12 protein-coding genes are annotated in these 12835 nt (G+C 68.2%); 6 read left to right on the top strand and 6 right to left on the bottom strand.

What is annotated here, in order from left to right; all coding sequences use genetic code 11:
- Window positions 1–4: 4 nt before the first annotated feature.
- Window positions 5–2161 (bottom strand): ATP-dependent DNA helicase RecG, encoded by a 2157-nt coding sequence (gene recG, locus NFX52_RS02615; protein WP_055395635.1) that lies wholly within the window; start codon window positions 2159–2161, stop codon window positions 5–7.
- Between the two features lie 103 nt (window positions 2162–2264).
- On the opposite strand from recG, the gene NFX52_RS02610 reads away from it, so the two are divergent.
- The 4 genes from NFX52_RS02610 to NFX52_RS02595 all read left to right on the top strand — a co-directional run bounded on the left by NFX52_RS02610 (window position 2265) and on the right by NFX52_RS02595 (window position 6644).
- Entirely contained in the window at window positions 2265–3545 is a 1281-nt protein-coding gene (locus NFX52_RS02610; protein WP_055395633.1) for a cyclic di-GMP phosphodiesterase, read from the top strand.
- Between the two features lie 4 nt (window positions 3546–3549).
- A complete protein-coding gene (locus NFX52_RS02605) occupies window positions 3550–4506 on the top strand; it encodes a 1-phosphofructokinase family hexose kinase (RefSeq protein WP_055395632.1) in 957 nt (318 codons plus the stop codon).
- A gap of 90 nt (window positions 4507–4596) precedes the next feature.
- The gene (gene queA / locus NFX52_RS02600) at window positions 4597–5742 is read left to right on the top strand and encodes a tRNA preQ1(34) S-adenosylmethionine ribosyltransferase-isomerase QueA (RefSeq protein WP_055395630.1); all 1146 of its coding nucleotides are present in this window, start codon (window positions 4597–4599) and stop codon (window positions 5740–5742) included.
- Window positions 5739–6644: a DMT family transporter gene (locus NFX52_RS02595; RefSeq protein ID WP_055395628.1), complete on the top strand. Its 906-nt coding sequence runs from the start codon at window positions 5739–5741 to the stop codon at window positions 6642–6644. The genes queA and NFX52_RS02595 overlap by 4 nt, the downstream gene beginning before the upstream one ends.
- 28 nt (window positions 6645–6672) lie before the next feature.
- Here the strand turns inward: NFX52_RS02595 and NFX52_RS02590 are convergent, their stop codons facing one another.
- From NFX52_RS02590 to NFX52_RS02580, 3 genes are all read right to left on the bottom strand, one after another.
- Entirely contained in the window at window positions 6673–7287 is a 615-nt protein-coding gene (locus NFX52_RS02590; RefSeq protein WP_252635371.1) for a hypothetical protein, read from the bottom strand.
- Window positions 7288–7372: 85 nt separating this feature from the next.
- On the bottom strand, window positions 7373–7642 hold the full coding sequence (locus tag NFX52_RS02585) for a helix-turn-helix domain-containing protein (RefSeq protein WP_055395624.1): 270 nt from the start codon (window positions 7640–7642) through the stop codon (window positions 7373–7375).
- 24 nt (window positions 7643–7666) lie between these two features.
- Window positions 7667–8266, bottom strand: a complete 600-nt coding sequence (locus tag NFX52_RS02580) for a DUF2975 domain-containing protein (protein WP_082437325.1) — start codon at window positions 8264–8266, stop codon at window positions 7667–7669.
- Between the two features lie 59 nt (window positions 8267–8325).
- On the opposite strand from NFX52_RS02580, the gene NFX52_RS02575 reads away from it, so the two are divergent.
- Window positions 8326–8964: a hypothetical protein gene (locus NFX52_RS02575; RefSeq protein WP_156358626.1), complete on the top strand. Its 639-nt coding sequence runs from the start codon at window positions 8326–8328 to the stop codon at window positions 8962–8964.
- A gap of 29 nt (window positions 8965–8993) precedes the next feature.
- Here NFX52_RS02575 and NFX52_RS02570 read toward each other — a convergent pair whose 3' ends face one another.
- Both NFX52_RS02570 and NFX52_RS02565 read right to left on the bottom strand, forming a co-directional pair.
- A complete protein-coding gene (locus NFX52_RS02570; protein WP_055395618.1) occupies window positions 8994–10595 on the bottom strand; it encodes a gamma-glutamyltransferase family protein in 1602 nt (533 codons plus the stop codon).
- Window positions 10596–10759: 164 nt separating this feature from the next.
- Window positions 10760–11743: a Bug family tripartite tricarboxylate transporter substrate binding protein gene (locus NFX52_RS02565; protein WP_055395742.1), complete on the bottom strand. Its 984-nt coding sequence runs from the start codon at window positions 11741–11743 to the stop codon at window positions 10760–10762.
- Between the two features lie 152 nt (window positions 11744–11895).
- Between NFX52_RS02565 and NFX52_RS02560 the strand changes: the two genes are divergently transcribed.
- A complete protein-coding gene (locus tag NFX52_RS02560; protein ID WP_055395616.1) occupies window positions 11896–12807 on the top strand; it encodes a LysR family transcriptional regulator in 912 nt (303 codons plus the stop codon).
- The last annotated feature ends 28 nt before the right edge of the window (window positions 12808–12835 follow it).

Here is a 12835-nt window from a genome sequence, read left to right as displayed (position 1 = left end):
CGTGTCATGCCTTGAGATAGTCGGATTTTCCACCCAACCAGCGCGCGACGTGCTTTGCGGCCAGGTCAGGATACCGGTCCAGCATCTGCGGCGCCAGTTCGCGCGCCCATTCGAGCAGGTGCGTGTCGGTCGCCAGGTCGGCAAAGCGCAACAGCGCATCCCCCGACTGGCGCGCGCCCAGAAACTCGCCGGGCCCGCGAATCTCCAGATCGCGCCGGGCGATCTCGAAGCCGTCGTTGGTCTCGGCCATGGCGCGCAGGCGCTCCTTGGCGGTTTCGCCCACGCGACCGCTGTCGTTGGTGGCGTACAGCAGCACACAGGCCGAGGCGGCCGCGCCCCGGCCCACCCGGCCGCGCAGCTGGTGCAGCTGGCTCAGCCCAAAACGCTCGGCATGTTCAATGACCATGAGCGAGGCATTGGGCACGTCCACCCCCACCTCGATCACGGTGGTGCTGACCAGCACGCCCATCTGGCCGCTGGTGAAGAGCGCCATCACGGCCTTCTTCTCGGCCGTGGGCATGCGCGAGTGCAGCAGACCGACCATGCAGCCCGGCAAGGCCTCGCTCAGATCGGCGTGGGTGGCGGTGGCGTTGGAGAGGTCCAGCGCCTCGCTTTCTTCGATCAGCGGGCACACCCAGTACACCTGCCGCCCGGCCTCCACCTGCGCGCCGATGCGCTCAATCACTTCGTCCTTGCGGCTGTCGGCAATGAGTTTGGTAACGATGGGCGTGCGGCCCGGGGGCAGCTCATCGATGACCGACACATCGAGGTCGGCGTAGTAGCTCATGGCCAGCGTGCGCGGGATAGGGGTGGCACTCATCATGAGCATGTGGGGCTCCATGCCATGGGCAGCGAGTTTCTGCCGCAAGGCAAGCCGCTGCGCCACGCCAAAACGGTGCTGCTCGTCGATGATGGCCAGCGCCAGGTTCTTGAACTGCACCTGCTCCTGGATCACGGCGTGGGTGCCCACCACCAGCGCGGCCTCGCCGCTGGCCACCAGCGCCAGCATGGCAGCGCGGTCCTTTTTCTTTTGCCCGCCCACCAGCCAGACCACCTTGCGGCCGCGCTCGGCCAGCAGGGGTTCGAGCCAGCCGATCATCTTGGCGAAATGCTGCGCGGCCAGGATTTCGGTGGGGGCCATCAGCGCGCACTGCCAGCCCGCATCCATCGCCAGACAGGCGGCCAGGGCCGAGACCACGGTTTTGCCCGAGCCCACATCACCCTGCAGCAGCCGGTGCATGGGCACCTGGCGGGCCAGGTCGGCGGCAATTTCTTCGCCCACGCGGCGCTGGGCGGAGGTGAGGCTGAAGGGCAACACGGCCAGCAACTGCTCATGCAGCGGCAAGGCACCGTCGGCGGCTTTTTGGGCGCGCAACACGGGCGCACGCAGCATGTCGCGTGCGCGGCGCGACTGCTGCTGCGATAGCTGCTGGGCCAGTAACTCCTCGGCCTTGAGGCGCTGCCACGCGGGGTGGCTGTGGTCCTCCAGCGTGGACAGCGCCACATCGGGCGTGGGGTGGTGCAAAAAAGTGAGCGCCTCGCGCAGGCTGAATAAGCGCTGGAGGCCATTTTGGCCATAAACCCGAGTCACCGGCGGCTCGGCACCGGGTGGCAGGGTGTCTGACAAGTCCACCCGCGTCAGCGCGCCCACCACCGCACGGCGCAGGTAGGGCTGGGGCAAACCGGCGGTGGTGGGGTAGACGGGCGTCAACGCCGCAGGCAGCTCGCCGCCCGCCACGCGGAACGCCGGGTGCATCATCTGCCGCCCCCAGAAGCCGCCCTTGATCTCACCCCGGATGCGCAGGCGCGCACCCACGGCCAGGGTTTTCTGGTGCGAGGGGTAGAAGCTGAAGAAGCGCAGCTCGCACGAGCCGGTGTCGTCCTCCACCTGCACCAGCAGCTGGCGGCGCGGGCGTAGCTGAATCTCGCTCGCAGTCACCGTGGCTTCGATCTGCACCATCTGCCCGTCGCGCGCATTAGCCAGCGGGGTGATGCGGGTTTCATCCTCGTAGCGCAGGGGCAGGTGCAGGGCGAGGTCGATGTCACGTTGGAGCCCCAGCTTTTGCAGCGCCTTTTGTGCCACCGACGCGCCGCCTTTGGCCGCAGCAGGGGCTGCCGAAGCCTTGGCGCTAAGGGAAACTCTGGGGGCTGCGGCGGGCATGTAGCGGGTTCTGCGAACGACAAGGGTGGGGCAAAAAGGCTACCATGGTTACCGTTGATTACGCCTAAAGACGGGCGTTTATTCAGAGTCCAGGTCCCCTACCATGCTCAAGCGCATTCACATTCAGCATCTCACCCTGGGCATGTATCTGCACGAGTTCTGCGGGTCGTGGATGGACCACCCGTTCTGGCGGGCCAAGTTCTTGCTCAAAGACCCCGGGGACCTGGCCCGGATACAAGCCACTGCCATCCAGGAAATCTGGATTGACACCGACAAGGGGCTGGACGTGGCGGCGGGCACCGCGTCGGTGTCGCGCGAGGAGGCCGACGCGCAGATTGACACCGACTTCAGTCGCCTGGAGGACCTGCCGCCCATCAAAGTCACGCTGCCATCCCCACCGCCACCGCCCAAGCGCAACCGCAATCCTGCGGACATGCACAGCGAACTCAAGATGGCCGCTGCCATCTGCGTGAAATCCAAAGAAGCCGTGGTCTCGATGTTCAACGAGGCCCGCATGGGCCGCGCGGTGGACTCGGCGAGTGCACAGAGCCTGGTGGAAGAAATTTCGGATTCCGTCACCCGCAACCCCGGCGCGCTCATCAGCCTGGCGCGCCTGAAAACGGCCGACGACTACACCTACATGCACTCGGTGGCGGTGTGCGCGCTGATGGTGGCCCTGGCCAAGCAGCTCAAGCTCAAGGACGACCAGCAGCGGCTGGCGGGCATGGCAGGCCTGCTGCACGATCTGGGCAAGGCGGCCATCCCGCTGGCCGTGCTCAACAAGCCCGGCAAGCTCACTGACCAGGAATTCACCGTGGTGCGCAGCCACCCGGTGGAGGGCTACCACATGCTCAAGGAGGGCGGCAACGTGCCCGACGCCGTGCTGGACGCCTGTCTGCACCACCATGAAAAAGTCGATGGCTCCGGCTACCCCGACAAGCTGCAGGGCGAAGGCATCAGCGTGATCGCGCGCATGACGGCCATTTGCGACGTGTACGACGCCATCACCTCCGACCGGCCCTACAAGCGTGGATGGGACCCCGCCGAGTCACTGCGCCGCATGGCCGAGTGGACCAAGGACCATTTCGACGCCCGCATCTTCCAGGCCTTTGTCAAAAGTATCGGCATCTACCCTGTGGGCTCGCTCGTGCGCCTGACCTCGGGCCGCATCGGCGTGGTCACCGAGCAATCGGCCGCCGCACTCACCGCCCCCATGGTCAAGGTGTTCTTCTCGACCAAGTCCGACCTGCGCATCCCCCCCGAAATGGTGGACCTGTCTGCCCCGGGCTGCACCGAGAAGATCGTGGCGCGCGAAGACCCCGACAAGTGGCGCTTTCCGGACCTGAACGAGCTATGGTCAGGCTTTGCCGAAAAGGTCTGGTAGCCCGATGCCCGCACTGATCACCCTCACGCTGAACCCCGCCCTCGACCTGGCCACCACCACCGACCACGTTGCGCCCACCCACAAGCTGCGCTGCGGCCCGGTGCAGCGCTTTGCGGGTGGCGGCGGCATCAACGTGGCGCGGGTGCTGCACCGCCTGGGCGCAGACGTGTGCGCCTGGGCGCTGGCGGGCGGTGCGGCGGGCACACAGGTGCGGCAGTTGCTGGCCGCGGAGGGCGTGCCCACGCTGCTGCAACCAATTTCGGGCGATACGCGCGAGAACTTCTCGGTGGTCGAGACCACCACAAGCCAGGAGTTTCGTTTTGTGCTGCCCGGCCCCACGCTGCAACCCGCCGAGTGGCAGGCCTGCCTGGATGCGCTGGCTACCCACACCCCACCACCCCGCTGGCTGATTGCCAGCGGCAGCCTGCCGCCTGGCACACCGGACGACTTCTACGCCCAGCTGGCACGTGCCTTAGCCGGCCGGGGCTTGCGGGTGGCCGTTGACACCTCGGGGCCGCCGCTGGCGGCGGCCTTGCAGGCCGGGGTGGCGCTGGTCAAGCCCAGCCTACGCGAGCTGCGCGACGTGATGCAACAGCCGCTGGAACATGCGGCCGACTGGTGCACCGCCGCCCAGTCGCTGGTGCACAGCGGCGCCGCCGAGATCGTGGCGTTGTCAGTGGGCGAACAAGGCGCCGTGCTGGCCACGCGCGAGGGCGTGTGGCAGGCCCCGGCCCTCAACGTACCCGCCACCACCGGCACCACGGGCGCGGGCGACTGTTTTCTGGCGACCCTGGTCTGGGCGCTGGACCGGGGCGATGCGCCTGCCGAGGCCCTGCGTTGGGGCGTGGCGGCCGGGGCGGCCGCGCTGCTGCACCCTGGCACCACACTGGCCCAGGCGGATGACGTGCGGCGGCTGGTGCGCAGTGTGCCCGCGCCGATGGCGTTCACCCCCCAGCCATAGCACCGCGCCTGCAGCGCCTGCACCCCCGTGTGACAATCGCGCCTTCCGCAATTTTTACCTTGGCACGGGCCCGTTCGGCCCTCAAGCACGATGACTGATCTCTCCAGCGGCGCAGCCAGCGCCCCCACAACACCCCGCGTGTTCACCCTCAGCGACTTCGACTTTTCGCTGCCCCCCGAACTCATTGCCCAGCACCCCGCGCCCGAACGCAGCGCCTCGCGCCTGCTCGACGGCCGCGCCATGCAGCCGGTGGACCGTATCTTTCGCGAGCTGCCCGGCCTGCTGCGCGAAGGCGACCTGCTCGTCTTCAACGACACGCGCGTGGTCAAGGCGCGCATCTTTGGCGAGAAGGCCAGTGGCGGCAAGCTGGAGCTGCTGATCGAACGCGTGCTGCCCGTCGAGGCTGGCAACCCGGGTAACGAAGTCGTGGCCCACATGAAGGTTAGCAAGAAGCCCCTGCCCGGCAGCGTGGTGCACATGGCTGGTGGCCGCAAGGCGGGCGGCTTTGACGCGCAGCTGCTGGGCCGCTGGCCCACCGAGGACGGCCCGCTGTTCCGCTTTGCGCTGCACGGCCCGGCGGGCGAATCCCCCTGGGAGCTGATGGACCGCCACGGCCACCTGCCGCTGCCCCCCTACATCGAGCGCCAGCAAAACACCGACCACGACCCCGACGAGGCCGAAGACAGCCAGCGCTACCAGACCGTGTTTGCCCGCAACCCCGGCGCCGTGGCCGCGCCCACGGCCGCGCTGCACTTTGACGAAGGCGTGCTGGCCGACCTGGCGGCGCGCGGCGTCGAGCGCGCGAGCGTCACGCTGCACGTGGGCGCGGGCACCTTCCAGCCCTGCAAGACCGAGAACCTGGCCGAACACCAGATGCACAGCGAGTGGTACGAGATTCCGCTGGCCACGCTGGCCGCGCTGGAGCGCTGCCGCCAGCGCGGCGGCCGTGTGGTGGCCGTGGGCACGACCACGGTGCGCACGCTCGAATCCTGGGCCCAGACCGGCCGGGCCACGGGCGACACCAACATCTTCATCACACCCGGCTTCGAGTTCCGCGTGGTGGATGTGCTGGTCACCAACTTCCACCTGCCCAAAAGCACGCTGATGATGCTGGTGAGCGCGTTTGCGGGATATGCCCACATCATGGGCCTGTACCGGCACGCGATTGCCCAGCAGTACCGCTTCTTCAGCTATGGCGACGCCATGCTGCTGGAGCGTGCACGCAGCACGCCGTGAGTTCCTCAGGCCCTGCGACGTCGACCAGCCCCGCAGCCCGCCGGCGTGCGGCGCTGGCGGGCATCGCGCTTGCCGTCACGGCCTGCGCGTTCTTTGCGCTGCTGGACACCGCAAGCAAGCTGGTCAGCGTGGGCGTACCCATCGTCATGGCGCTGTGGATGCGCTATGTGTTCCAGTCGCTGCTGACCACGGCCTTCGTGCTGCAACGGGCGGGGCGCCCTGCCCTGCGCACCACACAGCCCCGCTTCCAGGCCTTGCGCGGCGCGCTGTTCGCCATGACCAGCCTGTTCGGCTTCATCAGCCTCACGGCCTTGCCGCTGGCGGAGTTCACGGCCATCGTGGCCACGGTGCCGCTGTGTGTGACGGTGGTGGCGGCCCTTTGGCTGCACCAGCCGGTGAGCCCTTTGCGCTGGCTGCTGGTGGTGGCGGGCCTGGCGGGCACGCTGGCCATCATCCGGCCCGGCGGTGAAGCCTTCACCTGGGCGCTGCTGTGGCCGCTGTGCATGCTGGCTGCGGGCACGGGCTACCAGGTGCTGAGCAGCAAGATGGCCGGGCACGAGAGTCCCGCCACCACGCAGCTCTACACCAGCTGGATCGCCACCGCGCTGGTGTCGCTGGGCGTGCCGTTTTTCTGGCAGCCGGTGAGCGATCCGTGGCTGTGGGCGGGCATGTTCACCATGGGCCTGTCGAGCGCGGTGGGCCACATGCTGCTGCTCCATGCCTATGCGCGCACCACGCCGGTGACGATCGCGCCGTTCCTGTATTCGCAGATCGGGTTTGCGATGCTGGCGGGCTGGCTGGTGTACCGCCATGTGCCCGATGGCTGGTCGATGGCCGGGATCGCCGCGATCGTGCTCAGCGGCGCGGCCAGCACCTGGCTGACCGTGCGGGAAACGCGCTGACGGCACTGCCCATCGCCGCCTCCCACATTCAGCGGCAGGTGCTGGTTGGCGCAACGCGGGGCGCGGCCCCCATGGCCGGAGGCTGGTTGGCCGAAGGCAACTCCACACAGTAGGTGCCCCAGGGGCCCGCAGCCTGAACCATGCGCCGGCCCTCTGCGCCGCGCAGGTCGCGCTCGGCAATGCCAGATCCCAAGGCCCCAGTCGGAGCAACTTCCCAGCGCTGATGCGGCGGCTGCGATTGCTGTGCCCCTTGCCGGCGCTGCCAGGCCCGCTCGCGCTGGAGCGCCCGTGCCACATCGTCCATGCTGGGAGCAGCCCGTGAGGCATCACCCGGCCCGGATGCCGGCGCCTGCGGCGCGGGCGCAACTGGCAGTGCGGCGGTCAAGCCCTCCACGCTGCCATCAGGCGCAGCAGGCTCCACAGCGATCGGCCGCCCGCTGCGAATAACGGCCTGCGTGCGGCCCTGCCCGCTGGCAACGGGTGTGGCGCTCCGGGTTGGAGCGGCAGGCTGGGGAACGGCAGCTGGCAACGGCTCGCTGGGTGCCGTAGACGCGGGCAGCGGCGCCAGCGTCACCCTTACCATGGCAGGTGCATCGCTGCGCTCGGGCGAAGTTCGCAGAGCACCATCGCTTCTGCTCAGCATCGCCAGAACCAATCCATGCAGCAACAGCGCCCCAGCTACTGCCCAGGCCAGTCGCGGGCCGGAGCCGCGCGTGCCTCGCACTGCCCTAGTCGCCCTGGGCCAAGCCACCAGCCTCGCCACGCGAAGGCGCCTCGCTATCCTTCGTGTCCGCATCGGGCACCCAGGCCAGCAGGTCTGCCGGCTGGCACTGCAGATAACTGCAGATGGCGGACAGGGTCTCGAAACGCACGCCCTTGACCTTTCCGCTCTTGAGCAGGGACAGGTTGGCCTCGGTGATGCCCACATGGGCCGCCAGATCGCGCGACTTGACCTTGCGGCGCGCGAGCATTTCATCCAGGGTCACGACAATCGCCATAGGAATTCCTTCGCTGGCGAGTTGCTAAACAAACGCATCCGCTTCGGCTTGCAGGCGGTGGCCCTCGGCCAGCACGTGCCCCAGAAGCAACATCATCAGCCCCACGACCAATACGCTCATTTCAAACGGTCCCACGCCCAGCGCCACCAGGCCGTTCTGCTGGCCGGAAGCCAGCCAGGACAGCAGCGCCGTCACCCCCGCCTGGTAGACGAGTGAAGTCACGAACATCGCCAAAAAGCCCCAGCCCACGCCACGGAACCCGTGCACCACCGCCGGCCCGAACACGGCCCCGGCCAGAAAGGACCGGCAGATGCGATGCACGCACAGCACCGCATACAGCATGGCCGCAGCGGGAATGCACTCCAGCGCCACGCCCACCCAGCGCCAATGGGTCTCCATGGAGGGCGGCGGTGTGAGGCCGACCAACAAGGCCTGCGAGGGCACCACCGACAGCGGCATCCAGCCACCCCAACCCGTTTCATGCCCGATGGCCGCCCAGCGCGCCATCGACAACACCAGCGATACCAGGGCACACGCCCAGCTGGCCGCGAGAAGGCCCCAGGCCAGGCGGCGAAACGAGGGGCTGTGAACAGAAGATACCGATGGGGGTAAATGTTGCGTCATGGTCGGTAAATTTTTCTGTAAAACAATAATAATATACCGTCAAACAGAAATTTACCACCATGCTGTTTTTCCTAACGCCCCTGCGCCCTTCGGCTTTTCTCCGTGCTTCATCGTGTCTTTTGGCCCTGGTGCTGCTGTCGGCCTGTGGCAGTGTGCCGGTGTCATCACTGTGGAAGCTGCGGCAGCTCCAGTTGGAGACGCTGGACCCCACCGCGCTGCGCGCCGCCGTGGTACACAGCCCGGGCCTGCAGCTTCATGGCAACGCACTGGAGCTCACGGTGAGCGTTTCGCGCACGCTGCGCAAGCCCGGGGGAGCCATCGCCACCGAGCGCCTGGAAGAAAAATTGCCCCTGCAGGAGCTGCGCAGCACGGCCGATCGCAGCGTGCTCGCGGAATATGAAACGCCCCGGACCCATGTGCAGGTCTGGCGGATCGACCCAGCCGCCCTGCCGCGCCTGCAGGCTCTGCGAGAGCGGGCCATGGGCTGGAAAGGCACGGACGATGGTTCCCGTCAGTTGGGCCTGGGGCTGGAACTGTCGGGCTGTCAACAAGGCGGCTCCGGCAGCCGCGTCGTGACCACCCTCTTGCGATTCACCGACACAGGGGAATACATCCCGCTGGTGCGCAACCTCGACCTTGCGGAGACGATGCCAGCGCACGAGCTCGCCAAGCGGTTTCCGGCCTGCACAACGCGCTGAGCCGCCTCAGTGCGCTGCGCGCAAGGCCGTCAGAACGCTACCGCGTGCCCGTCCTTGCGCGGGTCGGAGCCTGCGATGTAGCTGTTGCCGTTCTTGAGCACCAGCTGGGCGCCGCCAAAGGCGAACACGCCGTTGCCCTCTTCCACCGTCACTTCGTGCCCGCGCGCGCGCAGCGCGGCGACCACGGCAGGGTCAAAGCCTGGCTCCACGGCCACACCCTTGCCGCCCGTCACGCGCCAGCGGGGCGCATCAGCCGCCGCCTGCGGGTTCTGGCCGTAGCGCAGCACGCGCAGTGCCATCTGGGTGTGGCCCTGGCTCTGCATCGGCCCGCCCATCACGCCAAACGCCATCTGGGGCGTGCCGTCGGCATGCATGGCAAAGGCCGGGATGATGGTGTGCGAGGGGCGCTTGCGCGGCGCCACCTGGTTGGCGTGGCCCGGGATCAGGTTGAAGCCGTGGCCCCGGTTCTGCAGGCTGATGCCCGTGCCCGGCACCACCACGCCCGAGCCAAAGCCCATGTAGTTGGACTGGATGAAAGAGACCATCATGCCGGACGCGTCGGCCGCCGCCAGGTACACCGTGCCACCGGGGCGCGGGGCGCCGTAGCCAGGGTCGCCAGCGCGCGTGGTGTCGATCAGCGCGGCGCGGCCGCGCAGGTAGTCGGGGTTCAGCAGCGCATCGGGCTTGACGTGCATGGCGTCGATGTCGGCGTTGTACTGGTGCAGGTCGGCAAACGCGAGTTTCATGGCCTCGATGCTGGCGTGCACGGTCTCCACGCTGTCCAGCGGGTGCGTGCCCACACCGTGGGCATCGAGCATGCCCAGCGCCATCAGCGCGGCAATGCCTTGGCCATTGGGCGGGATTTCATGAACCACGGAATCACCAAAGCGCTGCTGAATGGTGCCAACCCAGTCGGCCTGGTGCGCGGCCAGGTCGGCCATCGTCATGGCGCCGCCATGGGCCTGTGCATGCGCCGCGATGCGCTCGGCGATCACGCCACGGTAAAAGGCCTCGCCCTCGGTCTCGGCAATCAGCTCCAGCGTGCGCGCATGGGCTTCGCTGCGAAAGATTTCGCCCGCCTGGGGCACGCTACCATTCGGCATGAAGCACTCGGCAAACCCGGGCTGCGTGCCCAGCTTGGCCGCGCCCAGCGCCCACAGGCGGGCGATGGTGGGCGACACCGGGAAGCCATTGCGCGCATAGTCGATGGCGGGCTGGGCCAGTTGTGCAAACGGCAGCTTGCCCAGGCGCTTGGAGAGCGCCACCCAGGCCGACACGGCACCCGGCACGGTGACGGCGTTCCAGCCCGTCTCGGGGATGCCACCCAATTTTTCGAAGTATTCAGGCGTCCACGCTGCGGGCGAGCGGCCCGAGGCATTGAGGCCGTGCAGCTCCTTGCCATCCCACACGATGGCAAACCCGTCGCTGCCCAGGCCGCAGCCCGTGGGCTCCACCACGGTGAGCGCCATGGCGGCGGCAATGGCGGCGTCCACCGCGTTGCCACCGGCCAGCAGCATGCGCAGCCCCGCCTGCGCCGCCAGTGGTTGCGACGTGGAGACCACATTGCGGCCCATCACCGCGCTGCGGTGGGAGGCGTAGGGAAGGGACCAGTCGAGGGCTTGGGGGTTCATGTGATGGGACTCCATGGCGGGCCAGGACCCGCTCGGATGAAAACTGGCGTGTCCGAGGAAAAGGACACCGAGGAAGGGCCGCCCCGCACCGAGGGTGTCGTCCCCTCGCCCGCATCGCGCAGCGGTGCGAGAGCGGGGGGAAGGCGCGCAGCGCCTCAGGGGGGTTATTCAATGCTTATTTTGTGTTGGCGAATCACCGTCGCCCAGCGGTTGCTGTCCGCCTGCACCATGGCACCAAACTGCGCGGGTGTGCGCGGCGCGGCGGGCTCCACGCCCAGCTTGGCCAGGCTCTCGGCCACCTCGGGCGCCTGCACGGCCTTGGCAAAAGCCTTGTGCACGCGGTCCACCAAGGCGGGGGGAGCCCCGGCGGGCAGGTACACGCCAAACCAGGTCACCGACGAATAGCCGGGCAGGCCAGATTCGGCCAGCGTTGGCAGCTCGGGCGCCAGGGTGCTGCGCTTTTCGCTGGTCACGGCCAGTGCGCGCAGGCGGCCGGCCCTGGCGTGCGGCATGCCGGTGGGCAGGGAATCGAACAGCACATGCGTCTGCCCGGCAATCAGGTCAGGGATGGCCAGGGCCGTGCCCTTGTAGGGGATGTGCGTCATCTCCACACCCGCCTGGGCGCTGAAGGCGGCCGTGTTCAGGTGCACGATGGTGCCGTTGCCGCTGGTGGCGTAGTTGAGCTTGCCGGGGTGGGCCTTGGCGTAGGCAATCAATTCGCCCACGGTCTTGACCGGCAGGCTGTTGGTGACCAGCAGCACGCTGGGTGCGTCGGCCACATGGGCGACGGGCACAAAGTCCTTGCGTGGGTCGTAGGCCAGCTTGGGCATGAGGTGGGGCGAGATGGCATGTGTGCTGCTGGTGGTCAGCAGCAGGGTGTAACCGTCGGGTGCGGCCTTGGCCGCCTCGGCCGTGCCCAGGGTGCCGCCCGCGCCGGGCTTGTTGTCCACCACCAGTTGCTGGCCCAGGTCGGCCGCCACGCGCTGGGTGACCACGCGGGCCACCAGGTCGGTGGCGCCGCTGGCCGGGAAGGGCACGATCACCCGCACGGGGCGGTCCGGCCAATTGGCTTGTGCCTGCGCGGCAGATGCCAGCACCAGCAGGCCGGCCAGGCCCCAGACACCACGGCCCCAGGAAAGTAGACGCATACAGAGCACTCCCGCAAAGAAATCGGACACAACAGAGGATGGAACCATCTTAGGAAGCTGCGCCTTGCTTGACCAACAGCATTTCAGCAAGCTGCTTTGCCACCACGGCAAACCGGCGCATACTGAACACCTCCCTTTCCGCCCCTTCCTCCATGCGTCCCCACCTGCTGCAAGACACCACCCTGCGCTACTTTCTGGCCGTGGCGCAGAGTGGATCGCTCACCGAGGCCTCGGCTCGGCTGCATGTGGCTGCTTCGGCCCTCAGCCGGCAGATCGCGGGGCTGGAGGCGCAACTGGGCACCCCCCTCTTTGAGCGCCACCCGCGCGGCATGGTGCTGACAGCGGCGGGCGAGATCCTGGCCGTGCACGCCCGCCGCACGGTGCTGGACGCCGAGCGCGCACTGGGCGAGATCGGCGCGCTGCAGGGCCTGCGTGCGGGGCAGGTGCGCCTGGCCACATCGGATGCGTTTGCGAACGAACTGGTGCCGCGCCTGTGCGTGGAGTTCCAGCGCACGTACGCAGGGGTGCAGTTCAGCGTGATCGCCCTGCCCACGGCCCAGGTGCCCGACGCCGTGCGCAGCGGCGCAGCCGACATCGGCCTGTGCTTCAGCCGCGCACCGCACAAGGACATCGACGTGGCCTACCGCCAGAGCGCGCCGGTGCTGGCCCTGCTACCCCCGGGCCACCCACTGGCCAGCGCAGGCAGCGTGCCCCTGGCGCAGATGGCCGGGTACCCGCTGGCCCTGCCCCCGGCCGAAACCACGGTGCGCCAGATGATCGACATCGTCTGCAGCCGCCAGGGCCTGCAGCTCGAAGCCGTGCTCATCAGCAACCACGCCAAGACGGTGGTCAACTTTGTACGGCTGGGCGGCGGCCTGTCCGTGGCCAGCGAGATCGCCGTGCGCCACCTGGTGGCCGAGGGTGCCATCGTGGCCCTGCCCATCAGCGACCCCGGCATGGACCTGCGCGACATCGAAATTCAGACCCTGGCCGGGCGCAGCCTGCCGGTGGCGGCGCAGGCGTTTCTGGAACTGCTCAAGGAGCGGCTACCGCAGCCGTGGTAGCCCTTGGCGTCGGTTATCCGGCGTGCTG

Origin of the sequence: Acidovorax facilis (assembly GCF_023913775.1) — a bacterium.
Taxonomy (GTDB): domain Bacteria; phylum Pseudomonadota; class Gammaproteobacteria; order Burkholderiales; family Burkholderiaceae_C; genus Acidovorax; species Acidovorax facilis.
This window is presented reverse-complemented; position numbering and strand designations above follow the sequence as displayed.